At 64.9% G+C, this 24,606-nt stretch carries 27 protein-coding genes; 20 read left to right on the top strand and 7 right to left on the bottom strand.

Annotated features, from left to right (window positions below; translation table 11 throughout):
- From ATCM_RS12540 to ATCM_RS12460, 18 genes are all read left to right on the top strand, one after another.
- On the top strand, positions 1–219 hold the full coding sequence (locus tag ATCM_RS12540) for a hypothetical protein (RefSeq protein ID WP_132864847.1): 219 nt from the start codon (positions 1–3) through the stop codon (positions 217–219).
- A complete protein-coding gene (locus ATCM_RS12535; protein WP_132864846.1) occupies positions 212–1,693 on the top strand; it encodes a phage portal protein in 1,482 nt (493 codons plus the stop codon). The genes ATCM_RS12540 and ATCM_RS12535 overlap by 8 nt, the downstream gene beginning before the upstream one ends.
- Complete coding sequence (locus tag ATCM_RS12530; protein ID WP_243694007.1) at positions 1,683–3,095, top strand: S49 family peptidase; 1,413 nt, start codon at positions 1,683–1,685, stop codon at positions 3,093–3,095. Before ATCM_RS12535 ends, ATCM_RS12530 begins: the two co-directional genes overlap by 11 nt.
- 1 nt (position 3,096) lies before the next feature.
- Positions 3,097–3,777 (top strand): head decoration protein, encoded by a 681-nt coding sequence (locus tag ATCM_RS12525; protein ID WP_132864845.1) that lies wholly within the window; start codon positions 3,097–3,099, stop codon positions 3,775–3,777.
- 88 nt (positions 3,778–3,865) lie between these two features.
- Positions 3,866–4,867, top strand: a complete 1,002-nt coding sequence (locus ATCM_RS12520) for a major capsid protein (protein WP_132864844.1) — start codon at positions 3,866–3,868, stop codon at positions 4,865–4,867.
- 43 nt (positions 4,868–4,910) lie between these two features.
- The gene (locus tag ATCM_RS12515) at positions 4,911–5,672 is read left to right on the top strand and encodes a hypothetical protein (protein WP_132864843.1); all 762 of its coding nucleotides are present in this window, start codon (positions 4,911–4,913) and stop codon (positions 5,670–5,672) included.
- Positions 5,669–6,004 (top strand): hypothetical protein, encoded by a 336-nt coding sequence (locus ATCM_RS12510; protein ID WP_243694006.1) that lies wholly within the window; start codon positions 5,669–5,671, stop codon positions 6,002–6,004. The genes ATCM_RS12515 and ATCM_RS12510 overlap by 4 nt, the downstream gene beginning before the upstream one ends.
- Positions 5,988–6,431: a hypothetical protein gene (locus tag ATCM_RS12505; protein WP_165931179.1), complete on the top strand. Its 444-nt coding sequence runs from the start codon at positions 5,988–5,990 to the stop codon at positions 6,429–6,431. Before ATCM_RS12510 ends, ATCM_RS12505 begins: the two co-directional genes overlap by 17 nt.
- A gap of 36 nt (positions 6,432–6,467) precedes the next feature.
- Complete coding sequence (locus ATCM_RS12500) at positions 6,468–7,220, top strand: hypothetical protein (RefSeq protein ID WP_132864842.1); 753 nt, start codon at positions 6,468–6,470, stop codon at positions 7,218–7,220.
- Between the two features lie 2 nt (positions 7,221–7,222).
- Positions 7,223–7,669 (top strand): hypothetical protein, encoded by a 447-nt coding sequence (locus tag ATCM_RS12495; RefSeq protein ID WP_132864841.1) that lies wholly within the window; start codon positions 7,223–7,225, stop codon positions 7,667–7,669.
- Positions 7,670–7,698: 29 nt separating this feature from the next.
- The gene (locus ATCM_RS19130) at positions 7,699–7,869 is read left to right on the top strand and encodes a hypothetical protein (protein ID WP_165931178.1); all 171 of its coding nucleotides are present in this window, start codon (positions 7,699–7,701) and stop codon (positions 7,867–7,869) included.
- 13 nt (positions 7,870–7,882) lie between these two features.
- Positions 7,883–10,645: a phage tail tape measure protein gene (locus ATCM_RS12490; RefSeq protein WP_132864840.1), complete on the top strand. Its 2,763-nt coding sequence runs from the start codon at positions 7,883–7,885 to the stop codon at positions 10,643–10,645.
- Positions 10,645–11,001 (top strand): hypothetical protein, encoded by a 357-nt coding sequence (locus tag ATCM_RS12485; protein ID WP_132864839.1) that lies wholly within the window; start codon positions 10,645–10,647, stop codon positions 10,999–11,001. Before ATCM_RS12490 ends, ATCM_RS12485 begins: the two co-directional genes overlap by 1 nt.
- Positions 10,998–11,459, top strand: a complete 462-nt coding sequence (locus ATCM_RS12480; RefSeq protein ID WP_132864838.1) for a DUF1833 family protein — start codon at positions 10,998–11,000, stop codon at positions 11,457–11,459. The genes ATCM_RS12485 and ATCM_RS12480 overlap by 4 nt, the downstream gene beginning before the upstream one ends.
- Positions 11,459–11,851, top strand: a complete 393-nt coding sequence (locus ATCM_RS12475; RefSeq protein ID WP_132864837.1) for a peptidoglycan endopeptidase — start codon at positions 11,459–11,461, stop codon at positions 11,849–11,851. The genes ATCM_RS12480 and ATCM_RS12475 overlap by 1 nt, the downstream gene beginning before the upstream one ends.
- Positions 11,842–16,275, top strand: coding sequence for a host specificity factor TipJ family phage tail protein (locus tag ATCM_RS12470; RefSeq protein WP_132864836.1), 4,434 nt, complete (start codon positions 11,842–11,844; stop codon positions 16,273–16,275). Before ATCM_RS12475 ends, ATCM_RS12470 begins: the two co-directional genes overlap by 10 nt.
- A 275-nt stretch (positions 16,276–16,550) precedes the next feature.
- Positions 16,551–17,255: a hypothetical protein gene (locus ATCM_RS12465; RefSeq protein ID WP_132864835.1), complete on the top strand. Its 705-nt coding sequence runs from the start codon at positions 16,551–16,553 to the stop codon at positions 17,253–17,255.
- Positions 17,256–17,257: 2 nt separating this feature from the next.
- A complete protein-coding gene (locus ATCM_RS12460) occupies positions 17,258–17,638 on the top strand; it encodes a hypothetical protein (protein ID WP_132864834.1) in 381 nt (126 codons plus the stop codon).
- 110 nt (positions 17,639–17,748) lie between these two features.
- Here the strand turns inward: ATCM_RS12460 and ATCM_RS12455 are convergent, their stop codons facing one another.
- Positions 17,749–18,162 (bottom strand): helix-turn-helix domain-containing protein, encoded by a 414-nt coding sequence (locus tag ATCM_RS12455; RefSeq protein ID WP_132864833.1) that lies wholly within the window; start codon positions 18,160–18,162, stop codon positions 17,749–17,751.
- A gap of 94 nt (positions 18,163–18,256) precedes the next feature.
- Here ATCM_RS12455 and ATCM_RS12450 point away from each other — a divergent pair, with 94 nt between their 5' ends.
- On the top strand, positions 18,257–19,210 hold the full coding sequence (locus tag ATCM_RS12450) for an aromatic alcohol reductase (protein WP_132864832.1): 954 nt from the start codon (positions 18,257–18,259) through the stop codon (positions 19,208–19,210).
- Between the two features lie 170 nt (positions 19,211–19,380).
- Here ATCM_RS12450 and ATCM_RS12445 read toward each other — a convergent pair whose 3' ends face one another.
- Both ATCM_RS12445 and ATCM_RS12440 read right to left on the bottom strand, forming a co-directional pair.
- Positions 19,381–19,602, bottom strand: a complete 222-nt coding sequence (locus ATCM_RS12445) for a hypothetical protein (RefSeq protein ID WP_132864831.1) — start codon at positions 19,600–19,602, stop codon at positions 19,381–19,383.
- The gene (locus ATCM_RS12440; RefSeq protein WP_132864830.1) at positions 19,595–19,825 is read right to left on the bottom strand and encodes a hypothetical protein; all 231 of its coding nucleotides are present in this window, start codon (positions 19,823–19,825) and stop codon (positions 19,595–19,597) included. The genes ATCM_RS12445 and ATCM_RS12440 overlap by 8 nt, the downstream gene beginning before the upstream one ends.
- Before the next feature lie 55 nt (positions 19,826–19,880).
- On the opposite strand from ATCM_RS12440, the gene ATCM_RS12435 reads away from it, so the two are divergent.
- Entirely contained in the window at positions 19,881–20,825 is a 945-nt protein-coding gene (locus ATCM_RS12435) for an SOS response-associated peptidase family protein (RefSeq protein WP_132864829.1), read from the top strand.
- A 46-nt stretch (positions 20,826–20,871) separates the two neighbouring features.
- Here ATCM_RS12435 and ATCM_RS12430 read toward each other — a convergent pair whose 3' ends face one another.
- The 4 genes from ATCM_RS12430 to ATCM_RS12415 form a co-directional block, all read right to left on the bottom strand.
- Complete coding sequence (locus tag ATCM_RS12430; RefSeq protein WP_132866159.1) at positions 20,872–21,843, bottom strand: RES family NAD+ phosphorylase; 972 nt, start codon at positions 21,841–21,843, stop codon at positions 20,872–20,874.
- Positions 21,844–21,852: 9 nt separating this feature from the next.
- On the bottom strand, positions 21,853–22,236 hold the full coding sequence (locus ATCM_RS12425) for a DUF2384 domain-containing protein (protein WP_132864828.1): 384 nt from the start codon (positions 22,234–22,236) through the stop codon (positions 21,853–21,855).
- A 219-nt stretch (positions 22,237–22,455) separates the two neighbouring features.
- On the bottom strand, positions 22,456–22,758 hold the full coding sequence (locus tag ATCM_RS12420) for a hypothetical protein (RefSeq protein WP_132864827.1): 303 nt from the start codon (positions 22,756–22,758) through the stop codon (positions 22,456–22,458).
- A gap of 359 nt (positions 22,759–23,117) precedes the next feature.
- Positions 23,118–24,488: a tyrosine-type recombinase/integrase gene (locus tag ATCM_RS12415; RefSeq protein ID WP_132864826.1), complete on the bottom strand. Its 1,371-nt coding sequence runs from the start codon at positions 24,486–24,488 to the stop codon at positions 23,118–23,120.
- Between the last annotated feature and the right edge of the window lie 118 nt (positions 24,489–24,606).

Raw genomic sequence — 24,606 nt, 5'->3', positions numbered from 1 at the left:
ATGGCATTTACGAAAGAACAGACCGTGGCGCTTGAAGAAGCCATCGCGGCCGGTGTGCTGAGCGTCCGATACGCCGACCGCACCGTGACCTACCAGAGCCTGGACGCGATGCGCAGGCTGCTGAAGCAGATGCGCGAGGAGGTCGGCGAGGGTTCCTCGCCGCCGCGCCGCCGGCACCGTGTCGTGCGCCTTTACCAATCGGGGACCGGCAATGTCTGATGCATTGGAAGGCAGCTACCGCGCGGCCGGGAACGGGCGCCGCCTGCGCACGTTCCGGCCCATGTCGCTGGGCCCAAACGGGGCCTTGCTGGGCTTGCCCACGCTTCTGGCCAGGGCGCGGCATCTGGCGCGTAACGACCCGTGGATGGTCAGCGCGCTCAACAAGAGCGTTTCCAACGGCATCGCCACGGGCATCCAGGCAAAGGCGATCTGGGGCAGCAAGGCCCACAAGAAGCAGGTCACCCAGCTCTGGCGCCGCTGGGGAAAGTACGCCGATGCCGACGGCGTGCTCGATTGGAATGGGATGCAGGCGTTGGCCTGGCGCGAGTGGAAGGAGGCGGGCGAAGTGTTCGCCCGGCTGCGGTACCGCCGGCGCGAGGATGGGCTGCCGGTCCCGCTGCAGGTCCAGCTGATCGAGTCGGAGCAGTGCCCGCAGCACTACAACGGCGTAGCCAGCAACGGGAACGCAATCCGTCAGGGCATCGAGTTCGACCTCATCGGCCGGCGCGTCGCCTACTGGATGTACCGCGAGCACCCCGGCGACCAGCACCTGATGGTCAACGGCAATGAACTGGTGCGCGTGCCCGCCGAGCAGGTCCTGCACCTGTATCGCCCCAACCGCGCAGGTGCCATCCGAGGCGTGCCGGGTTCCGCTCCCGCGTTGCTGCGGATGTTCAACCTGGACCGCCTCGACGATGCGGTGCTCGAACGGCAGAACCTGGCCAACCTGTTCACCGCGTTCATCACGAAGAAGTCCAACGCGGACGGCGAGGACGGGGAGGCCATCGGTGACCTGATCTCCGGTGAGGACGATGACGGCACCGCAATCGGGGGCCTTGAACCCGGCACGATGCAGGAGCTGCCGCCGGACACCGACGTGAAGTTCAGCGAGCCGCCCGGTGCCGGTGCGGATTATGGCGACTTCCTGCGGGGGCACCTGCTGGCGATCGCGGCCAGCCAGGACGTGCCCTACGAGGTGCTGACCGGCGACCTGCGCAACATCTCCGACCGCGCGCTGCGCTTGATCCTCAACGAGTTCCGCCGCGTCATCGAGCAGGACCAGTGGCTGTTCATGATCCCGATGTTCTGCCAGCGCGTGCGCGATGCGTTCTTCGATCAGGCAGTGCTGGCGGGCCTGCTGAAGGTGCCGCGCTACGCGTCGCTGCGCGATGACGTCACCGAAACGCTGTGGGTGCCCGAGGGTTGGCCCTGGAGCCACCCGGTGCAGGACGTCAATTCCGAAGTGAAGGCCGTGCGGGCCGGCTTCAAATCGCGCTCGGCGGTGGTGCTGGGCTCGGGCGAAGACCCCGAGCAGGTCGACCGCGAGCAGAAGGACGACAACGAGCGGGCCGACAAGGCGGGCCTGACCTACGACAGCGACCCCCGCCGCACCAACGCCTCCGGCGCGCGGCAGGGCACGAAAACCGGCGCCGAGAGCGCCGCCGACGATGAAGGAATCAACGATGACGAGTAAGCCCGGCCTGCTGGCCCGACTCCTCAACCGTGGTAACAAGGCCCCGGTGGTGACCACGCTGGCCGCCGCGGTCCTCAACCAGCCGCTGCTGGTCCAGCCGGCCATCGGCGAGGCGCTGGTGGGCGGCTATTTGGAGGGAAAGATCACCAGCGCCGACAGCGAGCTGCGCGCCGACCGGTTCGAGGTGACGGGTTCCACCGGTGAGACGGTGGGCGTCGCCCAGTCGGTGATCGGTGTGATCAACCTGTCCGGTGCGATGGTCAACCGGCCGATGCCCGGGGCCAGTGGACCCGGTCCGGTCAGCTATGCGGCAATCCGCACCGCCTTCGATGACCTGCTGGAGGATGATGCGGTGACGGCCATCATCCTGCGCCTGGACACGCCTGGCGGCATGGCCTCCGGCTGCTTCGATCTGGTCGATCACATCTACCAGGCGCGTGGGCGCAAACCGCTCTACGCGCTCGTGGACGACTATGCGGCCTCCGCCGGCTTCGCGCTGGCATCGCCCTGCGATGAAATCTGGGTGAGTCGCACCGGTACCGTGGGCTCCGTCGGTGTGGTGGCCTACCACTACGACTGGAGCGGGAACAACGCTCAGATCGGCCTGAAGGTCACGCCGCTGTACGCCGGTGCGCGCAAGGTCGATTTCAACCCGAACTTCCCGCTCAGCGAGGAAGCCCACACACAGGCGTTGGCCGACCTGGAGGACATGCGCACGCTGTTTGTCGATACCGTGGCCCGCAATCTGGGCATGGAACCGGAAGCGGTGCGCGCCACCGAGGCGGCCACCTATCGTGGCCAGGCGGCGGTAGACATCGGCTTTGCCACGCGCCTGGGCACCTGGCATGACCTCATCGCCCATCTGGGTGCCGGGGGCACGCCTGCGCTAGCGGCGGCCGGCGACGATGCGGACGAAGGCACCCCGGAGGCCAGCGAGGCGTCTTTCGGTCCTTTGCTCATGGCCGAGATGGACAAGGCGCTGGCGGCGAAGACTGGGGCCCAGCCTCCGGCTGCGGCGAGCGCGTCGCCGTACGCGCCTGACGAGCAGCCGAGCCTGGCCGCGACGGTGGCAGCCAGCGACCTGCCGGCGACGATCGGCATGGCCCTGATCCGTCGTGGTGAGCAGCCCGGCGAAGCCAGCGCTGCCGCGCTGGAGTACGCAATCGATGTTTTGGACGCCTGCGCGGCCACCGTGGCCGGTGGCGAAGCGCTGGCGGCCAGCTTCATCGAGAAGAACACCGACCTCGACACGGTACGCACCCAGTTGTTGTCGATGAAGGCGGAGGAGGGCCGCAATTCGCAGGTCATCACCGCACACCCGGCCACCACGGCCGAAACACGCGCCGCCGAAGTGAAGGCGAAGCTGGACCCCACCCACATCTACAAGAATCGAGGTAACTGATATGGAGATTTCCCTGGCCGGCATCCGCACCGGCGAATTCCTGCTCTCCGATGCAAACGGCGAGCGCAGCCGCGAGAAGATCCGAACCCCTGCCGGGCAGGGCATGCTGTCCGCCGGCACGCTGCTGAAGGCGGACAACACCGTCGCCGTGAACGGCGCCGATGCGGTCAAGGTGCTCTATGGCGCGGTCGAAACCGGTACCGATGCCGGCGCTCTGGCCGTGGAGGGCGCAGCGGTGGCCCGCGATGCCGAAGTCTTCGGCGAGAAGCTGGCATGGGCCCCCGGTGTGACCGCCGACCAGAAGCTGCTGGCGGCCATCAGCCTGGCCGAGTCCGGCATCATCACCCGCTGGACCGAAACGCCCATCGCGTCCAACACCGCCCATCACCTGGTGTTTGCGGATACCCCGCTGGTCGGCACGGCGGGCGAAGTCCTCGAGCCGATCGTGGCGCACGTGAAGGATGTGTTCGGCGCGCTGGTGACCGGCAGCACCATCAGCGTGACCTTGGCCAAGGCCAGCGGCGCCGGCAACCTCACCGGTGGCGGCGCGAAGGCGGCCGTGGGTGGCGTGGTCACCTGGGATGCGGCCTCGCTGAGCGCGGCCGGCGAGTACACGCTGAAGGTGACCGCGACCGATCTGGCCGAAGCCACCAGCGACACCATCACCATCGACGCCGCCTGAGTCGGGTCAACCCGCTCCCGCCCGTGACACACGGCCCCGCTTCGGCGGGGCTTTTTCGTATCCCCCCTTTTAGAGAGAGACCAACACCATGGATCTGCAGACCCTTCTGGCGCTGGGTGCGCTGGGCTTCGGCGAGCTGAACGCCTACATCAACAACCTGCCGCGCATCTCCACCCGCATCGCCGACATGAACCTCTTCCAGGAAGAAGGTTTGGTCGGAACCACCATCGTCAAGATCGGCATCAAGGACAACAAGCTGGTGCTGGTGCCGAACGTCCCGCGCGGCTCGCCGGGCCAGCCCAAGGGCCTGGACCGTGGCAAGGTCAAGCTGCTGGAAACCACCCACCTGCCGCAGAACTCGACTGTGATGGCCGACCAGCTGCTGGGCGTGTGGGACCCGGCCGACCCGACCGGCACGAACGTGGCGGCTGTGGTCAACGGGCTGCAGGTTGTCCACAAGCGTGACCTGGACTACACGATCGAGTACCACCGCATGGGCGCCCTGCAGGGCAAGCTGCTGGATGCCGATGGCTCCGTCATCCTGGACTTCTACCACGAGTTTGGCGTTCAGCAGGTGGTGATCGGCATGGAGCTGACCAAGCCGGACACGAAGGTCCGCTCCAAGGTCGTCTCGATCAAGCGCGCGATCGAGGCCAAGCTGGGTGGGGTGCCCTATACCGGCATCCACGTGTTCTGCAGCGCGGGCTTCTTCGATGCGCTGGTCGACCACCCGGAGGTGCAGGAGGCCTACAAGCGCTGGCAGGACGGCGCTGCGCTGCGCTCGGACCTGCGCAAGGGCTTCACCTTCGGGGATGTCACCTTCGAGGAACTGCCGGGCAGCGCGGGCAGCAAGATCGCCATCCCCGACAACGAGGCGATTGCGTTCCCCCTGGGCGTGCCGGACATGTTCCTGACCCGCTTCGCACCGGCGGACTACCTGGAGACCGTGCGCGGAATCGGGCTGCCGTACTACAGCAAGACCGCCCCCATGCGCATGAACAAGGGCATTCAGCTGGAAAGCCAGTCCAACCCGCTGAACATCAACACCCGCCCGGATGCTGTTATCCGCCTGAAGCCGGGCGCGAAGTAAGCCCAAGGCCCGGCCCGCATGTGCGGGCCGGGCTGGAGGTCATATGGCCCAGATCAGGATCGGGGTGGACCCCGACAACGCACTCGGCCGGCAGCTCACCGACCTGGAGCGCAGTCAGCTCCCGTTTGCGGCGTCACAGGCGGCAAACAAGGTTGCCTTCGAGATCCGCGAGCGCTGGAAGCAGCGCGCCCCGCAGGTGTTCGACCGGCCGACGCCCCTCACCAAGAACGCCGCGCTCTATCGCAAGGCCACCAAGGCACGCCCATACGCGGAGATTTTCATCCGAGACGAGGCGTTCAAGGGCACGCCACCGTCCAAGTACCTGTTCACCGAGGTGGAGGGAGGCACCCGCCGGCGCAAGGGCTTCGAGCGCTTGCTGCAGGGCAAGGGGCTGATGTCGCCCAGCCAGTTCGCGGTGATGGGCCGGGGGGCACGCCCCAACCAGTACGGCAACGTGCCGGCCGGCCAGGTGACCAAGCTGTTATCGCAGCTGGGCGCCCAGCGGGACCGGTATCAGAACCAGACGCCGACCAGTGCCAAGCGCCGCCGATCGCGTGCACCCAAGGGTGGCGAGTATTTCGTGATCACCAAGCGGCGCGGAAAGCTCCGGCCAGGCATCTACGAGCGGATCGGCACCGGCTGGGGTTCGGCCGTGCGCTCGGTCTTCATCTTCACCAACACCGCCAACTACCAACCGCGCTACGACATCTTCGGCATGGCCGAGGACACGTGGAAGAAGCTCATGCCCTTCTACCTGAAGCGCGAGCTGGAGAAGGCGATGGAAACCGCGAGGCCACTGCCTTGAACCAGAAGGCGTTTCTGCAGCGCATGGACGCGCTCGCATTCAAGTCGTTCCAGGGCGTCAGCGTTGCCGATTCGGCGCGCTACATCTTCGAAGGGACGGAAACCCCCTGCACCGTGCTGCTGGACGAGGACGTGCAGCAGTTCACCGACGACGATCTGGCACCGATTCCGGTCCTGTTCGACCGCATCACGCTGCAGCTGAGCGAGGTGTCACCGCGTAAAGGGGCGGTGGTTTGCATCGTTGGGAGCGGTCGGGAGCTGAAGCTCATCAAGCAACTGCGGGGCGATGCGTCGACCCAGCAGTGGGAGGTGGCTGATGCCAAGTCCCCGTAAGGCGCTGCTCGAAGCCATGGGCAAGACCCTCCAGGGCATCACCAAGCAGGAGGGGTTCCTCACCGATGCCGGCGTCGGTTGGACGCTGGAGCCTGGTCCCGGCGATCAGGACACCGAGGCGGTGCTCACCGCGGTGATCGAGAAGCAGCAGCGCGCCACCGACCCGGCCAAGGTGAACACTCACCGCCTGACCACCGTCAGCGTCATGGCCAAGGTGCCGTCCGACACCGAGAAATACCAGGAAGTCCTCGACGATCTGATCAGCGACATCGAGGCCGCGCTCGATAACGGCGCGACCGCGCGCAACTACCCGCCAAGCCACCAGGTCCCCGTGTACGTCGGCATGGAGCCGTTGCTGCCGGAGAAGGCCGGCGCGGGCTGGGTGGGCGTACTGATGACCTACCAATCCCACATCCCCAAGAAGTAACCCGCCGCGCAGCGGCAACCCAACTGGAGAGCCAACATGGCCGAAGATTACAGCTACCTGGGTAGCGGCATCGTCCTCATTCGTGAGTGGGGCACCAAACTGCCTTTCGAGGAGGTCGGAAACGTCTCTGCCTTCACCACCGCCGCCCAGACCAACACCATCGAGCTGGCCGACAGCCAGAACCCCGGCGGCGGCGTGGCCAACAGCGTCGATCGCGTCACCGGCTACACGCTGAGCTACACCTTCCACGACTTCAACCCGGCCAACTTCGCGCGCGCCACGCGCGGCAAGGCAAGCGACATCGCTGCCAGCACGGTCGTGGACGAGGATGCCGTGGCCACGGTCGGCGCCTACACGCCGCTGTCGCTCATTGCCTCGGAGATCACCGCGGTGAAGCCTGCCACCGGCTCGACCCCGTACGAGGCCGGGAAGGACTACCGCTTCGAGCGCGGCATGCTGTTCATTCCCGCCGGCTCCACGATCCCGGCGCCGGTCAATGGCGCGGCCAACATCAAGGTCAGCTACAAGAACGCCGCCCTGGGGCACGTCGAGGCCGCCGTTACGGCCCAGAAGTTCTATGAGGTGCAGTTCTACGGTGCGAACGAGGCGCGTGGTGGCAAGGTCGTGCGCGCGGTCTTCCACAAGGTCTCGGGCGGCGTCATCGAGAGCATGGGCCTGATCGGCAACGAACACGGCGCCGGCTCGGTGTCGGGCAAGGTCAACAAGGACCCGAGCAAGGCCACCGGTACCGACAAGTCGGCCTACTTCAACTGGCAGCAGGAGAAGTGACGATGGCCGGACGTGACGATGGCACCGCACCGACCGGGGACGAGGTGCTGAACCCGCCCACCCGGTCGGTGCGGTTCCGCAATGAACTGCTCCAGGTGCAGCCGCTGCGCCTGGAGCAGTTGGGCCCCTTCATTACGGCCTGCCGCACGACCATCGGTCGCATTGCCATGATTGCCGGCCTCCCCGAGGGGGCCGGCGCGGTCGACGTGGGCGCGATCGTGCTGGATCTGCTCGAGCAGGACGGCAACGAGATCGCCGCGGCACTGGCCGTGGCCGTGGACCGGGAGCCGCAGTGGGTGGCGGGCGGCAGTCTGGAGGAAGTCGTGCAGTTGCTCGAGGCAGTGGCGGGCCTCAACAAGGATTTTTTCGCCCGCCGGCTGCGGATGATGGTGGGGGCGATAAGGGAGGCGGTCGCACCCCCGACACCGCCGACCTCGTCCAGTACCTGATCTCGCGCGGCCACACGCGCACTGACGTGATGCGCTTCACCTTGGCCCAGCTGCGGGGTTTCACCGCGGCTGCCGCCCGGGACGAGCGCCAGCGTTTAGCGGACCTGGCGCTGGCCGTCCGCATTGCCTTCGGCGCCGATGCCGCCGGCTGGCAGAAGTACCAGAACCTGATGACCGGGCCAGCCCCGGTGCCCCCATAGGAGCTACCCGCCCATGGCAGAGCCATCTGCAAACCTGCGCGTGCGCATCAGCGCCGACCTTGCCGACATCCGGCAGGGTCTGGGCGTGCTCACCCGCCAGCTGCGTGACGTGCGCAGCGAGGCCGCCCGTCCACTGCCGGCCAAGAACCCCATTGCAGACCTTGGGGTCTCCGCTGGCCAGACTGCGCAGGCGATGCGCCAGCTACCTGCGCAGTTCACGGACATCTTCACCAGCCTGCAGGGCGGCATGCCGTTCTTCACCGTGCTGGTGCAGCAGGGCGGCCAGATCAAGGACAGCTTTGGCGGCGTTGAGCCGGCGTTGAAGGGGGTTTCCCAGGCGCTTCTGGGCTTGGTCAACCCGTACACCGTTGCCGCGGCAGCGGTGGGCCTCATCGTCTATGCCTGGTACGACGCCGAGAAACAGCAGGAGGCCTACACGCGGTCGCTGGTGCTGTCTCGCAATGAGGCGGCGGCCACCACGTTGGACCTGGTTACCTTGGCCCAGCGCACCAGCGAGGCGATGCAGGTCACAGCAGGTGCCGGTGAGGAGGTCGCCCAGGCAATCGGGGCCAATGGCCGCATCGCCGAGCGCAACATGCAGGCAGTGGCCAGCGCCGCGGTGGCGATGAAGGAGATCAGCGGCCAGGCCATCGAGGACACCGTGGCCTTGTACGCCAAGCTGGCCGACGAGCCGGTCAAGAACGCCCAGAAGCTCAACGAGCAGGTCAACTTTATGACCGTTGACCTGTACGAGCACATCAAGGCCCTGCAGGAGCAGGGGCGCAACCAGGACGCGGCAACCGTGATCACGCGCGCCGCGTCCGACGAAACCGTCATGGCGCTTGCCAAGGTCCGCGCGAACCAGAATCCGGTGATTCGCGGGTTCAAGGAGCTTTGGGCGGAGGCCACCAAGGCGTGGGGTGCCATGCAGGGGACCATGGGTTTCGGCCCGCAGGCCGCCCAAATGCAGCAGATGCTGGCCGACAATCGCCGGGACGTGGCACGGCTGAATGCTATTGCGGCATCCGACGATCCCCGCGCACGAAACCCCCACGTCATCTCGGCGCTGGCAGCCGACGTTCGGAATCGGTCCGACAAGATCAAGCAGATTGCGGTGGACCTGATCCGCGAGCGCAAGGATGCTGAACTCAAAGCGGCCCAGGCCGCCACAGTTGAGTACTTCGCGGAAGTCGATGACATCGTCAGCGCGCAGGCCAGCAAGAGCGAAAAGCTGCGTGCCGAGATCGCGCGGGTAAACGGCGAGGCCGAGATGGTGCGCCAGCGTGCGCAGGCCGCAGGAATGCTCGAGGAGGTGAAGAAGATCGAGGAACGGCGCGTGGCGGCGGTGGCCGCGATCGAGAAGAAGTACGAGGAGAAGGGCAAGACAAGCGGCATTGCCTCGGCGACGCGGACCGCTGGGCTACAGGGCTACCGGGACGATCTGGTCCGGGAGCAGGCCACCATCGCCGCCAGCACCCAGTCCCTGCGTGCCCAATTCGCCGCACGCCAGGTCAGCGCGGAGGACTACTACAGGCAGATGCGGGAGCTGGTGCAGCAGAGCACCGACGCCGATGCGCGCTCGTTGGAGGGGCAAATCTCGTTCCTGCGAGGACGGACCGCCGCTGGCCGGGAGGGCATCGTCGTCCAGCGGCAGTTGGCGGAGCTGGAAGCCCGGCTGGCCAAAGTCCGCATCGACGGAGCCGCGAAGCTCGATGTCCTGAAGCAGGAGGAGCAGGCGTCCGAGAAGACCCGGACCAACGTTGTAGCTGCTTACACCGCGGCGTTGGAGGCCAGCAATGCGGCGCTCCGCCGCCACATGGAAACCCGGGTCGCCCAAGTAGGCATGGGCGACCGCGAGTACGAGATCCAACAGCAGATCAACGACGCGTACGCCGATAGCGCGGACAAGTTGCGGCAGCTCACGTTGCAGCGAAATGCGGATCAGATCGACCAACGGACCTTTGAGGAAGAGCAGGCAGCTCTCCATGCCAAGACACTGGACCGGGTGCTGGCCATCCGTGACGGCTATGCCGAACTGCAGGAGGCCGAGGGCAACTGGCTGCTCGGGGCCAAGGGGGCATGGGCGAACTACCAGGAGGAGGCCGGCAACGCCGCCAAGCAGATGGGCGGTGTCGTGGGCTCGGTGTTCAGCGGTCTGGAGGACGTGTGGGTGCGGTTCACCGAGACCGGGAAGGTCAGCTTCTCGGACATGACCAAGTCCATTCTGGCGGACCTGGCACGCACCCAGATCAAGAAGGCCATCTCCGGAATTGGCGAGACGCTGTTCGATGGATTGCTTTCCGGTGGCGCGGCGGGTGCCGCGGGGGCAGCCGGAACCGGAGGGATGTTCGCCAGCGTGATGCAGAAGCTGCTGCGCAACGGCAAAGCGGAGGGTGGCTACACCGGACCCGGTGGCAAGTTTGAACCAGCGGGCATCGTGCACAAGGGGGAGGTGGTCTGGTCGCAGGCCGACATTGCGCGTGCAGGGGGTGTAGGAATCGTGGAAGCCATGCGCCGCGGGGTGCGTGCGTTCGCCGACGGTGGTGTGGTCGGAGGCGGTGCGCCTGCTATGGGGGTGCTGGGAGGCATCAACGTCAACGTTCGGAATGCGCCGCAGGGCACGACTGCATCTGCATCGAGGAACGCTTCAGGTGGCGTCGACGTCGAGGTGCTGCTCGGCGAGTTTGAGCAGCACATGGCCGGGCGTGTGGGCAATGGGCAAGGGCCCCTGTATGGGGCAATGAAGGGCAGGTTCAACCTGTCGGAGGGGGTGTAATGGCGTCGATGCCTTCTGTGGCCCGGGTGGTCTTCGATGGCCAGGGGCGCTCGTTCGATCCGTCGGTCCTTCGCACGGAGATGGAGCGAGGCATTCCAAAGCAGCGGCTGGAGAACAGCCAGGTACTGATGAAACAGAGCATGACGCTCTACTTCACTGGCATGGATGCTGTCCTGACCTTCGAGGACTGGTACTTCGACGAGATCGTCCGGATTGGTTGGTTCACCATGATCCACCCGTTCACCGGACAGACCATTACTGCCCGGTTCGAAGGTGGGGCGCTCGGCCAGCTTGCACCCGATGAGAAAGAAGCGGGCGACTATCGCATGGAAGTCGTTGTGGAGTACCTGCGATGAGCTCATTTCTGGAGCGCCGGCAGCGCGTCACTGACCTTGCCGGGGTGCTGCTGTTCCTGGAGGTATCGGCGCCGTCCTTCACCGATACCCTGCGCATCGTCAACGACACCCGGAACTGGGTAAGCAACGGCGTGGAGTACATCGGCGTGCCGTTCGGCTTCAAGCTGCCGGACGACGTGTCCGGGCAGACGCCCCGGGCGGTCCTGACGCTGGACAACATCGGGCGGGGCATCACCCAGGACCTGGAGCGCCTGCAGCCCTACGACGTCGTGCAGGCCAAGCTGATGGTCAGCGACCGGGCAAACCCCAACGTGATCGAGCGGACCTACATCCTGCCGATCACCCAGGTGTCGGTGAACACGCGCACCGCGACAGCCAGCTGCGGCTACGACGCACTGATGCGGCAGCAGGCCGTGCGCCTGCGCTACAACCCGTTCACCGCGCCGGGTGCGTTCTGATGCGCCTGGCCGACGTCGAGCGCTTCACCCTGCTGCCGTACGACGAGGGCACCTTTGACTGTGCCGACCTGGTGGCACTGGTGCAGCGCGAGCTGTTCGGGCGGCAGATCCAGATGCCCGGGCGCCGCCCGCGCGGTGCGGAGGGGCAGGCCACCATCGGCGAGTTGTCGAGGCCGTACGCGCGACGAACAGAAGCGCCGCTGGACGGTGACCTGGTACTGATGATCGAACACGGACAGAAACGCCCCGGCCATGCCGGGGTTTTCTTTTACCTCGCCCACGAACCGTGGGTGCTCCACGCCAACGAGAAGACCGGCTGCAGCATCCTGCACCGCGTCCGGGAACTGCCCGACTTCGGGCTCACGATTGAGGGCTATTACACATGGGTCTGATGGAACTGCCGCGCGCCGAACCCGGGCAGCTGATCGTCACGCCGCACCCGATGCTGCTGGACGGCCAGCGGAACACGGTGTGGGAGGCGCGTCCGGGCGAGAGCCTGTATGCCCTGCTGATGCGCAACGTGCCCGAGCTGGACGGGCAGCCGTGGGCCGTGTCGGTGGGTGGCCTGCCGGTCGAGCGCCACCTGTGGCATCACGTCTACCCGAAGGCGGGCCAGGTGATCGAGGTGCGCGGTGGCGTCGGACGCTCCGCGCTGGCCGTTGTCGCCATGATTGCGCTGACCTACTTCACCTTCGGCGGTGGCGCGATCGCCGGCTTCACCCTGGGCACGTCGACCGCGCTGGGCACGTTGGCCGTGCAGTCGGCGGTCTACATTGCCGGTTCGATGCTGATCAACAAGGTGCTGGCGCCCAAGCCGCCCAAGGCCGTTGGCCAGCAGCAGGACTCGGTGTACTCGATCACCGGCGCGCGCAACCAGCTGCGCCCCTACGATCCGCTGCCGCTGCTGTTCGGGCGCGTACGCCTGACGCCTGACCTGCTGAGCAAGCCGTACACGTGGTACGAGGGCAACGACCAGTATCTGGGCATGTTGCTGTGCGCCGGCATCAACGTGGGCCGCGTGGAAGAGTTCTACAACGGCGACACGCTGCTCAGCACCTACGAGGGGGCGCAGGTCTTCCACGCCGGCTACAGCCAGATGCCGGAGCAGGCCATCCCCCTGTACAGCAACGCCGACGTGATCGACGGTGGGCAGCTGATCGACACCGGCAGCGACCCGAAGCACCAGCCCTCGGCGTGGGTGGAGCGCACGGGCTCGGCCGACACCGTGCGGCTGGTCGTGGCGATCGAGTACCAGCTGTACGACAAAACCAGCAAGGGCAAGGACAAGAACAACACCGAGCGCGTCGAGATCCAGTACCGGCCGACCGGTACCACCAGCTGGCTGAGCTTCGGGAGCTACACGCTCAACAGCAACAAGACCAAGCTGCACCGGGTCGGCTACGCCAAGGACGTGGCGCGCGGCCAGTACGACGTCCGCGTGCGCACCGCCGGCCTGAACACCAACGGCAGCGGGGCCCAGGCGGTCTTTGCCTGGACGACCCTCACCAGCGTGCAGGTGGATGAGGCCGACTACACCGGCATTTCCCGCACCGGCGTGAAGCTGAAGGCAACCGGCCAGCTCAATGGCTCCCCGGACGAGCTGCGTGCGATCGGCCATGCTGACCCGATCCCGGTCTGGACCGGTACCGAGTGGGCGACCCAGGAGACCAGCAACCCGGGCGCGCAGATCCTCGCCTATGCCCGCGGCATCGTCCGCGAGGGTCGGCTGCTGGGTGGCATGGCCCTGTCGGACGCGCAGATCGACATCGAGTCCCTGAAGGCCTTCTCGCTGCACTGCGCGGCCAATGGCTACCGTTACGACTTCCTGATCAAGGATGCGCGCAACCATGACCAGGTCTTGGCCGCGATCGCGCTGGCCGGCTTCGGGCAGATCACCTGGGCCGGTGGCCGCCTGGGCGTCGTGTGGGCGGCACAGGAGCAGCCGTTGTCCGGCGTCGTCAACATGGCCACGATCAAGAAGGGCCAGTTTCAGGTCGATTACACGCTCAGCAATGCCGCCGACGGCATCGAGTACACCTACGCCGACGGCACCACCTGGGAAACCAAGACGATCCGGGTGCCGGCGCCGGGCGTGACGACCATGCTCAACCCGGCGCAGGTCACGGGCGAGGGTGTCACCACCGAGGAACACGCCGCGCGCCTGGCCCGCTGGCACTTGGCCCAGTCGCTCTATCAGTACAAGGACATCAGCTACAGCACCGACATCGAGCACCTGAGCTATCAGCGCCTGTCGCTGCTGGCCATGCAGCACGATATGACCCAGTGGGGGTTCGGTGGCCGGGTCCGCGCGGTCCTTGTGGATGGCGCACCACCGCCGTTCCGTGACGTGGAGGTCGAGAAGGTCCGATTTGTCGATGGCCAGCCGCAGGTGTTCACCCAGATTGAGCGAGTAGCTTTCGTCCCGGCCGGGAGCACAGTGTCGCTCATCCTGGATGAGCCTGTTCCTGCGCCCAGCACCAGCAGTGTCTACTTCGGCTTGCGTATCCCAGGCGAGCGCGTGTACCGGGTGCTCCGGGTCAAGCCTTTCACTGGCCAGACCGACACCATCGAGCTGCTGGACGCCTGGCCGACCGATGCCGCGCTGCCGGGCAGTGCCGCCGGCAATCCTGCGCACGACACGATCTGGATCTACGACTTCAAGCAGACCCCGGGGCTGCGCGTGCGCGTCGTTTCGGTGGAGCCGGAGAGCGACCTGAAGGGCGCCAGCGTGCGCGTGGTGGCCGAAGGCCCGGAGTTCTGGAACTACGTCCTCACCGGCCACTACGTGCCTTCCCCCGACGGCTCGCTGCTGCAGACGCGGCCGGTTGCCTCCAACGTCGCCGTCACCGAACAGCTGGTGGTCCAGGGCAACACCGTGTTCACTGAGCTGACGGCCACCTTCGACGTGACCGGGCCGGTGGGCAACATCATCGTGCAGGCCACCGGTCAGGAGGGGGAACTGCGTGAGGTCGCCCAAACGCGGACCCGCACCGCCACGTGGCGCATTCCGCAGGCCGATGTGTACACCATCATCGTACGGCCGTACTCGCCGGAGGGTGAGGCCGGCGTTGCGGTGTCCAAGACCTATGCAACGATCGGTGCGGACGTACCGCCGGTGCTGGTCGATCTGTTCGACGTCCAGGAGCGCAGTGGTGGCGTACGCCTGTACACCTGGGGCTGGCTGCAGGACACCATCCAATCGGCGGACTTCGCCGGCGTGGAGATCCGCTACGTTGCCGGAACCGTAGCGGCTCCGGTCTGGGAGGACATGACGCCGGTAGGCGACAGTGGGTTCCACACCGCGGCCTTCGAGGCGGTGGTGCCGGAGGCGGGCGACTGGACGTTCGCCTGCCGCAGCCGCAACACGTCGGGGGAGCTGTCCACGGGCATGCAGATCCTGCACCGCACTCTTGCGAAGAACCTGGGACAGGCGCTTGATGAGATCACCGCCGAGCAGGCCGCCCAGCAGTCGGCGATTGAAGCGGCAGAGCATGCGGCTGCCCTGGCGGAACTCAAGGCTGCCAAGTCTTTGGCCCTGATGGGAACCGAGTACGCAGCAGAGGAAGGCTACGCGGCCGACACGGTCGTCTATAAGGACGGCCGAATGTACCGCGCAGTGAAGGCGGTGCCGGTCAACCAGCCGCCGCCGAATGCGGAATATTGGGCCGATGTTGGCACGGTCACCGAGGCCCAAGGGGGGACAGCCACGGCGCTGCAGCAGTTGAGGACCGACCTCGATGACCAAGGCGAGGAGTTCGCTGCGGCGATCACACAGGTGAGCCTGGATGCACCCAGCGGAAGTGGGAACCTGCTGGCCGGGGCAAACCTCGCTACGCCGGTGGCGTGGGACATCATCGCCAACTCAACGGGCGGAACGCCTGATGTGCAGCGGCAGACCGGTGGTACGTGGATGCCCCCGGGCATGTTCGGGTTCCAAATGGTCCTGCCGGGCCCTACGGGTGTCGTGGTCTATGCATCTCCGGAGTTCGATGTAACGCCGCAGGCGGTCTACATGGCCTCTGCTTGGCTGGCCGACCAGCAGGCTGGCAGTGGCGTCTACATCGTGTTCTACGACGGCCCCGGCGGCGGCTACTGCGGGGAAACACCGTCTGCTGTGGTGCCGCGGAAGGACGGCGGAACGTCCCTGCGACTATATGACCGTGTGTCGTCCATTGGTGCTGCTCCAGCCGCCGCGCGCCGTGGTCGCCTTGCGTGGATCGTGCAAGGGACATCCAACCCGCCGTACGCCTGGCTTGTGCGGCCCATGGTGGAGGAGGCGGTGGCCGGGAAGAGCACTCCGTCGGCATGGTCCGAGTCTGCCGCGGGCTTGGATGCAAAGTACGCCAGCGTCACGCAAGCCCTGTCGGTTGGAATCGACGGCGTGGACGGGCGGTTGAAGGCGAAGCAGACCCTTGCTACCGACGTGAACGGCCGGTGGATCGGCTCGGTTACTGAGAACGATGGGCTGCGCGGCGGGACGACTTTCATCATGGACTACTTCCGGCTCCTGGCCGCAGATGGCGCGGCGGCAAGCATCGAGATCACCGGGAACTACTTGCGTGTCTTCAACGCGAGCTACCAGAAGATCATCGGCGTTGGTTTCGGTGTCGGTGGCGCGCTGATGGAGTGGTTCGGCCCGAACATCGGCGCAGCCAACTGCACCACTGCGAACTGCATTGAGTGCAAGACCACTGCAGGCCAAACCATCATCCGTGGTTCCAACGCACAGGGCGCGATGGAGATCATGAACACCCTGGTCACTATCTGGGACAACAACAACGTCAAGCGGGCGGAGTTCGGGCTGCTTGTTGACTGAAGGGAGGCATAGATGCCAGCAGGACTTAGGACGCGGAACGCTGCGAACGTCGTTGAGCTGACACTGACGAGCCGTGCAACGCGCTTGCTTGGATACATAGAGCCGGCTTCGGCCGGCTCGGTTGTGGTTCCAGAGCTGGCCGAGGGCACGCCATTTGTGTTCCCTGTGCTGGATCAGAACGGGATCATGTACCCCAGCAACTTCATGCTGCCCACGGTCAGCGGCACAACTTTGAGCTGGTCAGGGCCTGGCCGCTTCTACTACGGGACGTTCTGATGCGTGCGGGATTTCAGATCAGGAACGATGGCCTGAAATTGATCATCGATGAGCGATTTTTCAACTACGCATTTGTGTCTAAGCACACGGTGAAGTTCAACGCGGGCAACACCGGGCCAGTGACCGGCGGCTATGGCAACCAAGCGTTGCTGTCGCTGCCGGGACTGGACCGCCCCATCGTCGCGGCGCGCAGCAGCAAGCCGTGGACCGTGATGCGCGCGCGGCCGGTGTCGGGCGGCTGGGAGTTCGGTTGGATCTCGGCGCATGGCGCAGGGGCAGTGCCAACGGACGAGATCGAGGTATTCGTTTTCGACCGACCAAAGGTGCTGGGCGGGGGCGGCGCGGGCATTCGCCTGTTCGATGGCCAGGGGAAGCCGGTGTTCGATTCGCGGCAGCGGTACATGCGGGTCGTCAACTCCACCGTGCTGACCGGCACATCGGCATCGGGGTCGGTCGTGCTGCCGGCCGGGCAGTATGCCCAGATCGTTCCCATCCCGGCCTATCGCTGGATGGGCAACCAGGCCACCCCATCATCTAACTGGATGTGGGCGTGCTCCGCGAGCCTGATCACATCATCGGCCACAGGCTGCACCGTCGCATCCCAGAACACGGGGGAGGGCTCTTATGCGCCTTGGGCCGCGCCGGCTCCAGTGGCTTCAAGCAACCAGATGCAAATCATCACTGTTGACGTTTCGGGGTACTGAGCATGAGCGAGCAGGTAATGCGGGTAACGGAAGGTGGCGACGTGGAGCGTGTCTACGACGAAGCGAACCGGGATGTGCTGATGTGCCGGCGGGCGGAAATCTTCTTCACGCCCAACGACGACGGGACACCGAGCACGCAAGGAAAGGTCATCTGGCATACCCAATGGTGGAGCTATATTGGCGCGTTCAAGCGCGGCGAGGCATTGGGTCCGCAGTTGGAGAACAGCATCGAGGAGGTGCTCGGGAACAGCTACGATTTGGGCCTCCCCGAACCGCTGGCCGCCGCAGTGATCGTTGCCGGGATCAAGGCTGCCTTCGTCCAGCGGGCGGCGCAGCACTTCGGGATCGGCGCGGAGCCGGAGCCGGCCGCGGGGCTGCCATAGCCGTGACGCAGAGCGATGCCTGGTTCGACGGAGGTGGCCGCTATCGGCCAGGAGCTGCCGTTGGCGATGAATTCTTGGCTGACCGCCTTATTAGTCAGCACCACAGCAGCCTATGAGCCGGTATCGCGGTGAAGAGTGTCAAACGTTTGCCGAGCTTCCCGAAAGTGGTCTGCATTTTCGACGATCCACGTCCACAGCGGCACCATGCGCAGGAGCAAGTCCATTCCGGTTTCCGACAGCTCGTATTCCACCCTGGGCGGCACCTCTTCGAAGTCATGGCGCAGCACTAAGCCATCACGCTCCAACTGCCGCAGTGTCAGCGTCAGCATGCGCTGGGTGACCCCATGCATACGCCTGCCAATCTCCGCGTGGCGCAGCCTGCCATACACCCCCAGCGTATGAAGAATGCCAAGCGACCAGCGGTTTCCGGCATGCGCAAGCACCTCGCGTCGCACCCCATCGTCATCGTCTCGCAGGCCATCGCAAACGTTCTGCGCGTATTGAAGAATTTCGTCTCGGTTCACTGTGGTTTTGCTCCCGGTATCACGCGTGTGCCTTCTTACCTTGATGTAAGCGCGTGGCTAGACTGACTGTACTTTCTCACTTTTTTGCCTGACGATGAATCAATCAGATCCTAACGCGACGTCTCAGAACATTCTCGTCCTCGGTGCAGGCGAACTCGGCCTGCCGGTGCTCCGCAACCTCGCACGCCGAGCTAAAAGCGTGGCCGGTGCCAAGATCAGCGTGCTGCTGCGCGCCAGCGCCGTGGAATCCTCCGTGCCTGCCAAGCATCGGGATATCGCGGAGATTCGTAGCCTCGGCATCGAGATCGTCCTGGGCGACCTGGTGAAAAGCTCCATCGATGAGCTTGCCGTGGTTTTCGCCCGCTATGACACTGTGATCGGGTGCGCGGGCTATGCAGCTGGCATCAACACACCGATGAAGCTGGCGCGAGCCGCGCTGCAGTCAGGCATTCCCCGGTACTTCCCTTGGCAGTTTGGAGTCGACTTCGACGTGATCGGCCGGGGCGGCCCACAGGACATCTTCGACGCACAGCTCGACGTGCGTGAGCTGCTGCGCAGCCAGAACCAGACGGAGTGGGTCATCATCTCCACCGGCATGTTCATGAGCTACCTGTTCGAGCCAGAGTTCGGCGTCGTTGACCTGCAGAACAATGCGGTCCACGCCCTGGGAAGCCTCGATACTGCTGTGACGTTGACCACTCCCGACGACATAGGCGCGCTGACGACCGAAGTGGTGTTCGCCCAACCGCGTATCCGCAACGAGATTGTGTATCTGGCAGGCGACACCGTGACTTACGGCGAAGTGGCGGACAAGCTGGAGACGGGCCTTGGCCGCTCTTTCACCCGGTCGGTATGGACCGAGCAGTACCTGCTGGATGAGCTGGCGCGCGACCCGCAAAACATGATGAGCAAGTACCGAGCAGCCTTTGCCCAGGGGCGCGGCATGTCATGGGCCAAGAGCGGCACGTTCAACCAACGCCGCTCCATTCCGGTAACGGACGTGTCGTCGTGGATTAATGCCAACCTGGAATCTCGCCGCGACCAATGATGGGGCTTAGGACGAGCGTTTCAGGCTTGGGCCTGTCCCAGATTTTGTGTAAACGGGACTCGGGCTATGTATCGCCCGGTTGTCTCTGGGCGGTGTATGTCCGCTATGGGTCGGAACGTGACCGTGGAGTCGAGAGGTAGGTTGGAGGTGGTATCGAAGGGCCGCGGGTATCAGACCTTGCCGTGCAGCGACGCCTCGGGCTGGACGCCCATGTGGACTAGCCAGGCGGCGATCATTTCGATGATCGCGCTGTCGTCGTCGGGATAGGTGTCGATCAACCGGTCCTCGACCGCGTCGCAGATGTCCCAGAACGCCGGCGTGTCGCCGTGCTCTTGATATGCGTGAGCGATCTCGCCGTAGGCCAGTTCGTAGTCGGCTCGCTGGTTACTCATCGGGGTGGCTCGCTCGGATGCACTTCAGGGCTTCAAGGACGTCCTGCACCTGGTCATGGAAGTAGTCGCGGTCTTCAGCCGCTACGCGGTGCTCGATCACCTCGACCTCCCCGGCCACGATTTCGGCGAGGTCGCCGGCAAGCGCGGTTTCGGCCTCGGGCTTCAACCGGTCGGCCATCCCCTGAACCCAATGGTCTAGCTGCTGGCGTGTGAAGGTGGTCATGCACGAATCCTAGGCCCGGCGGGCGTTATGCTTCGGTCAAACGGAGGTGACGCGCGTGTGCTACTCAGCCCAGGTCGAAGCCGACTACCAGAAGCTGCTGCGGACCTTCGGTCCGGTCCTCTCGCTCGAGGACTTCACCAGGTTGTGGCTTCGGGACAACGGTAAGGCGCGGGACCGGCTGCCCAAGGGCATCATCGATACCGTGGGACCGCTCCTGCCAGCCGAGGCGCAGGCAGCGTTCCTGGACGGCTTCGCAGCCGACGAACGGGCTTGGACAGAAGAGCTGTTCAAGCAGAAGAAGCGTTTGGCCGACAACGAGCGGAAGCTGGCGGCGAAGTACACCAAGACGGCTGAGCGGGAGGTTGGCATCGCAGGGCGTCGTATTGAGCAGCTGAAGCGCTGGCGGGATGATTTACGTCCCCGCAGTCTCACGGCCAGAGACTGGGACTTTTTCCCCCAGTGGTATGCGCCGGTGATGGTCCGGGAAGGCGACCGCTACGTGATCAAGCCCATGCGGTATCAGCTTCGGAAACCAGGCCTGCCGGCCTCCAGCGACTGGGTGGGGGAGGGTGCGAAGCGGCGCCTGTCCGGTACGTACAATGCCCGGCGCGACAACCTGGGGCGGTACTGGCGGCATCAGTTCGGCTACACCCACGGCATTGTCGTGATCGACACGTTCATGGAGAACGTCGAGAACGAGGCCGGCGAGAAGTACAGGCTGCGGTTCACGCCGCGCACGGGCGAGCCGATGTTCGTGGCGTGCTTGTGGGCGAACTGGGTTGACCCGGATGGCGTGGAGCCGGACCTGCTGAGCTTCGCCGCCGTGACCGACGATCCCGAGCCGGAGGTGGCAGCGGCCGGCCACGACCGGACGATCATCAACATCAAGCCCGAGCACGTCGAGGCCTGGCTCAACCCTGACCCGAAGAACCTTGGGGCGCTCTACGACATCTTCGACGACAAGCGGCACCCGTTCTACGAGCACAAGATCGCGGCGTGACCTCTCGCCCTTGTCTGCATCCGGCTGGACATTGGAGGAGTCCCCCTTAGGGTCCCCGGTCCTTCTCGCGGACGAACTCCCATCCACAAAGACTGTCTGCACTTGCGATGTCCAGCCTAGTGCGGGTCACCGCGGCGGGGGCGTCATCCTGCAATTCCACGAAAGTACGATCGCTTGAGAAATTGCTGGGAAAGACCGCAATGCAGTTCGCGCCTGGTTGCTTGGTTGATCGATACAGAACACCTTCGTATCCAGCCCATCGAAGCATCAAACCGAACCTTTGACTGGGCGATGGAAGGCCAAATTGAGTAGGCCAGCCCCGCCAATTGGCGTCTTGAAGGTTCTTCTGCAGACGGCCAGGGGAGCGAATAAGCAGTGTCTCCGGCTTGCCAAGTTTCAGTGATCTAGCAAGCTTGACCAGCTCTGGAGGTACAGCAAACTTGGCCAAGACCTTGGCTACGGGCGCTAGATTGCGCATGTCGCGCATATCAAAGACGCGCTCGATATGGCCACGAAGCCTGACATAGCTGTCGCTCTTTCGAAGGCATAGGTCGGACGCGGTGAGTCCGGTTTCTCGGATCTTTTCGGGGGAGATCTGATAACACTCCCGAAATGCCGTTTCGTAAGAATCGCCGATGTAGAGCGCAGGGAAGACGACAGCAGCTCCGGACTCGTCGCAGTCGTTCCCGATATTGAACCTTCCGCCTATCGATCTGACGCTGCCGGCCGCCGACAGTGGGTCATTGCAATAACGATACTCAACCATTCGGCCCCAGGACTGGAAGTCGAATGGAGCCGCAGGCTTCGCGTTCAATGCCGCACTGAGCTGATCCCGGCGCCGGTTCCGTTCCGGCTCCAAACCGTGGTACAGCGAGTCGTGTACCTCATCCAGCTCACGGGATCGGCGCTTCCAGGTCTCCAGGTCCGATTCTGTGAATCGCTCCAGCAGGTGAATGTCGCCAGTGAAGTCATTATGTATCCCGTGGATAGGGACCGGCTGCTTTGCCCGAGGCGTCATAGACAAGGTTTACACCCGATCCTCTTGAATCGCGGATACGATGAACCGTCGCAGTCGGTCATACCTGCCGAGCCTCACCATGTCGCGCGGAGCAATGTCGCCCAGCATGGGGTTCTTGGTTCGGAACCACAGCGCCGTCTTGGCGGCGTCACCGTCAAAAATGTCGGCAACCATATTCACCACAGCGCCGATTTCTTCCAGACGCTCGATTACTGCTTTCGGCACATTCTGATCCCAGCGGACAGAAGCGGCAGATACCGAGGCGATCTTCGAGACGGCGTTGCGGTCCAGTTGCATGAATTCGGCAACCTTCTTGGGCTCGAACTCGGGGCCATTGCCGAAATGCAAAATGTCCCGGTTCGGGACACTACGGAAGAGCGAGGCGGTTTGCATGGGAGCAACCATTGGGGGCTGGCGGGTCAGGGGAGTATTGCATAGCAAATGCTCTTGCGCACCACCCTTAGACCAATGGTCAACCAAGAGTCAACCAAGTGAATGTTTAATAAAAACAATGTGATGCGTCGATCAACCCGCCTTCACATCATCATTGTGACGCTTCGTCAAGGCTAGCAAATGCTATGCGTGCCGGCCGCGCTCAGCCAACCTACCACTTCATGCTGCGCCCGATGGCTGCCGACGAGTTCCGGCCCATCTCTCTCCGGTGGCCAGCCCGTCGTACAGCTCCTCGATCTCCCGGTGCCATTTGGCCGCCCAGGCGTTGAGGAACCGCGCCCCGGCCTCCGGCGTCGAGTGGAATTCATGCGTCAACTTCACGGTGCCGACGCTTCGGGATGTCATGGCCCGGCCGTCTGGCAGCGGGCTGACTAGGCCGGCGATCTTGCCGCGAAAGGTCAGGGCGTCACTGCCGGCATGCGGGCGCCAGTCGAACTGATCGGGGAGGGCGGGTCTGGGCATGGGCCGATCATGCGCTCGGCAAGTCTCACGGTCTGAGCCTTGCCGGGGCGGCTCTGCCGGTCAGCCACCGTTAGCGCCGTCGCGGCTTGTGCGAACCCCAGCCCCGAGCATTGCGTCCATAACGACGACATGCAGGAAGGCCCAATGGGCGCGATCGCGGGCCGCTTCATTGTGGGAGCAGGCCCGGCAAGTGGATGCCTCTGCGCGGGGCGACTGGCGATCACGGCAGCGAGCGCGCGCGGGCGCTGATCGGCTCCGCAGGGAGGCAGCAAAGTTTGAGGCCATGGCGGCTCGTTGGGCCCCAGAGCTGCCTGAGGACTGATCGCAATCTGGCCTCGCCGAGCTAGGACGGGGCCAGATCAGCCCATGGCTACCGCGCGCTGCCGAAGGTCGATGACGTCTGCGCCTACACCCGTGATCAGGGCGTACAGGGCGTTAATCGCCGCTCTCTTCTCGGCGTCGTATTCGTACATGTTGTAGTGCCGCTTCTGGACCCCACTGAGCCCATGTGACTGCAGGTGCCCGCGAACCTCTTCCGTATACCCCAAGGCGGCCAGGCGGGTCTCGACCGTGCGCCGAAGGTCGCCAGGCGTGAACGCCGGGCCCTCGAGCTCGTTCGCGCTCGCCATGTCCGATACCACCCGGTCCAAGGCATTGCGGAAAACGTCATAGGTGACGGCGGCATTGCCACCCGTGACACTGAACAGAAACTTTGCCTTCTTTTCCGCGCGCTTGTCGGCGGGTTCGGCCTCCGCGTCATCCGTGGCGGCCTGCATGCGTGCGAGGTCGGCCTGCGCCTCTGCGATGACCGGCACGACGTGCACCCGGCCGCGGCGCCGGCGGCCCTTGATGTCCAGAATCCGCACGGACCGGTGGTCGACGTCCCAGTCGCTGGCCATCAGCCTGGCGAGTTGGGCGATTCGCTGTGCGCCGGTGAGCAGGTGAAACCTGAGCAGCGCGCCGTGAGCGTCAGGCATGGCGGCGATTCTCGCCCAGTAGGCCCGCAGTTCGGCAACCGACAATGCCCGCTCGCGCGGTGTCCCGCTGTCGATCGTGGCCAGGTCCTGAGCAGGATTGCGCGACAGGTTCAGTGCGCGCAGTGCGTCCGGCGCCGTCGCGTCCTGCTTTGCCCGGATGGCTGCGGCGTACGCGGCGCGTAGGTACGATCGGATCTTCCCGGCCTCGCGCAGCTTCTTCAGCTTCACCAGGCGAGCCACGATAGTGATCAGGTCGTCCAGCTCGATCTCGGCAGCGGGCCTGTTCCAGAGCAGTGGGAATGGCTTCTTGATGTGGAGTAGCACAGCGTTCTGGACGCCGCGTGCGCTGATCTTTCCGGTGGTCAGAAGGCCGTCAACATAGGCGTCGAGTAGGGCACCCAAGGTGGATTGGCTGGCCACCTGCACCTTTGCCTCGGCCAATGCTCTGGTCCGGGCGGCCTCGGCTTCTTCGGCCTCCAGCGCAGCCCGAAGGTCCCTGTCGCCGGCCTGGTAGCGGCGGGCGAGCGCGGTAGCTGCTGCCCGCGCCTCTGCTAGGCTCAGGGTACTGCCCAGGGACAGCCTGTCCTGTTTCCTGTTGGGGCCGGTGTATCGGTAGTAGAACCCGATGGCGCCCGATGCCAGTTTCCGGGCCTGCAGCACGCCGGCGCCGTGCGTCGCTGAGTCGTTCGCCCATTCCCCGGTGGCGAGCGCCGCAAGTCCCCGCGCGGTCAACTGCCCATTTCCCTTTGCCATCTGGTGCCTACTTGGTGCCTACATTCAATGGGAACGCAGGGTGCCAGTTGGGACCATGGGAAACTGTAATGTTATGAAGATCAGCGACTTACTGCCGTGCTTGGGACGGGCTGGGACT

Origin of the sequence: Stenotrophomonas sp. ATCM1_4 (assembly GCF_004348115.1) — a bacterium.
Classification (GTDB): domain Bacteria; phylum Pseudomonadota; class Gammaproteobacteria; order Xanthomonadales; family Xanthomonadaceae; genus Stenotrophomonas; species Stenotrophomonas capsici.
This window is presented reverse-complemented; position numbering and strand designations above follow the sequence as displayed.

Bases quoted from the DNA above. Each gene is read 5' to 3' on its own strand.
- ATCM_RS12540 (WP_132864847.1), top strand. From the start codon at position 1: ATGGCATTTACGAAAGAACAGACCGTGGCGCTTGAAGAAGCCATCGCG.
- ATCM_RS12535 (WP_132864846.1), top strand. From the start codon at position 212: ATGTCTGATGCATTGGAAGGCAGCTACCGCGCGGCCGGGAACGGGCGC.
- ATCM_RS12530 (WP_243694007.1), top strand. From the start codon at position 1,683: ATGACGAGTAAGCCCGGCCTGCTGGCCCGACTCCTCAACCGTGGTAAC.
- ATCM_RS12525 (WP_132864845.1), top strand. From the start codon at position 3,097: ATGGAGATTTCCCTGGCCGGCATCCGCACCGGCGAATTCCTGCTCTCC.
- ATCM_RS12520 (WP_132864844.1), top strand. From the start codon at position 3,866: ATGGATCTGCAGACCCTTCTGGCGCTGGGTGCGCTGGGCTTCGGCGAG.
- ATCM_RS12515 (WP_132864843.1), top strand. From the start codon at position 4,911: ATGGCCCAGATCAGGATCGGGGTGGACCCCGACAACGCACTCGGCCGG.
- ATCM_RS12505 (WP_165931179.1), top strand. From the start codon at position 5,988: ATGCCAAGTCCCCGTAAGGCGCTGCTCGAAGCCATGGGCAAGACCCTC.
- ATCM_RS12500 (WP_132864842.1), top strand. From the start codon at position 6,468: ATGGCCGAAGATTACAGCTACCTGGGTAGCGGCATCGTCCTCATTCGT.
- ATCM_RS12495 (WP_132864841.1), top strand. From the start codon at position 7,223: ATGGCCGGACGTGACGATGGCACCGCACCGACCGGGGACGAGGTGCTG.
- ATCM_RS19130 (WP_165931178.1), top strand. From the start codon at position 7,699: ATGCGCTTCACCTTGGCCCAGCTGCGGGGTTTCACCGCGGCTGCCGCC.
- ATCM_RS12490 (WP_132864840.1), top strand. From the start codon at position 7,883: ATGGCAGAGCCATCTGCAAACCTGCGCGTGCGCATCAGCGCCGACCTT.
- ATCM_RS12485 (WP_132864839.1), top strand. From the start codon at position 10,645: ATGGCGTCGATGCCTTCTGTGGCCCGGGTGGTCTTCGATGGCCAGGGG.
- ATCM_RS12480 (WP_132864838.1), top strand. From the start codon at position 10,998: ATGAGCTCATTTCTGGAGCGCCGGCAGCGCGTCACTGACCTTGCCGGG.
- ATCM_RS12475 (WP_132864837.1), top strand. From the start codon at position 11,459: ATGCGCCTGGCCGACGTCGAGCGCTTCACCCTGCTGCCGTACGACGAG.
- ATCM_RS12470 (WP_132864836.1), top strand. From the start codon at position 11,842: ATGGGTCTGATGGAACTGCCGCGCGCCGAACCCGGGCAGCTGATCGTC.
- ATCM_RS12465 (WP_132864835.1), top strand. From the start codon at position 16,551: ATGCGTGCGGGATTTCAGATCAGGAACGATGGCCTGAAATTGATCATC.
- ATCM_RS12460 (WP_132864834.1), top strand. From the start codon at position 17,258: ATGAGCGAGCAGGTAATGCGGGTAACGGAAGGTGGCGACGTGGAGCGT.
- ATCM_RS12450 (WP_132864832.1), top strand. From the start codon at position 18,257: ATGAATCAATCAGATCCTAACGCGACGTCTCAGAACATTCTCGTCCTC.
- ATCM_RS12445 (WP_132864831.1), bottom strand. From the start codon at position 19,602: ATGAGTAACCAGCGAGCCGACTACGAACTGGCCTACGGCGAGATCGCT.
- ATCM_RS12440 (WP_132864830.1), bottom strand. From the start codon at position 19,825: ATGACCACCTTCACACGCCAGCAGCTAGACCATTGGGTTCAGGGGATG.
- ATCM_RS12430 (WP_132866159.1), bottom strand. From the start codon at position 21,843: ATGACGCCTCGGGCAAAGCAGCCGGTCCCTATCCACGGGATACATAAT.
- ATCM_RS12425 (WP_132864828.1), bottom strand. From the start codon at position 22,236: ATGCAAACCGCCTCGCTCTTCCGTAGTGTCCCGAACCGGGACATTTTG.
- ATCM_RS12420 (WP_132864827.1), bottom strand. From the start codon at position 22,758: ATGCCCAGACCCGCCCTCCCCGATCAGTTCGACTGGCGCCCGCATGCC.
- ATCM_RS12415 (WP_132864826.1), bottom strand. From the start codon at position 24,488: ATGGCAAAGGGAAATGGGCAGTTGACCGCGCGGGGACTTGCGGCGCTC.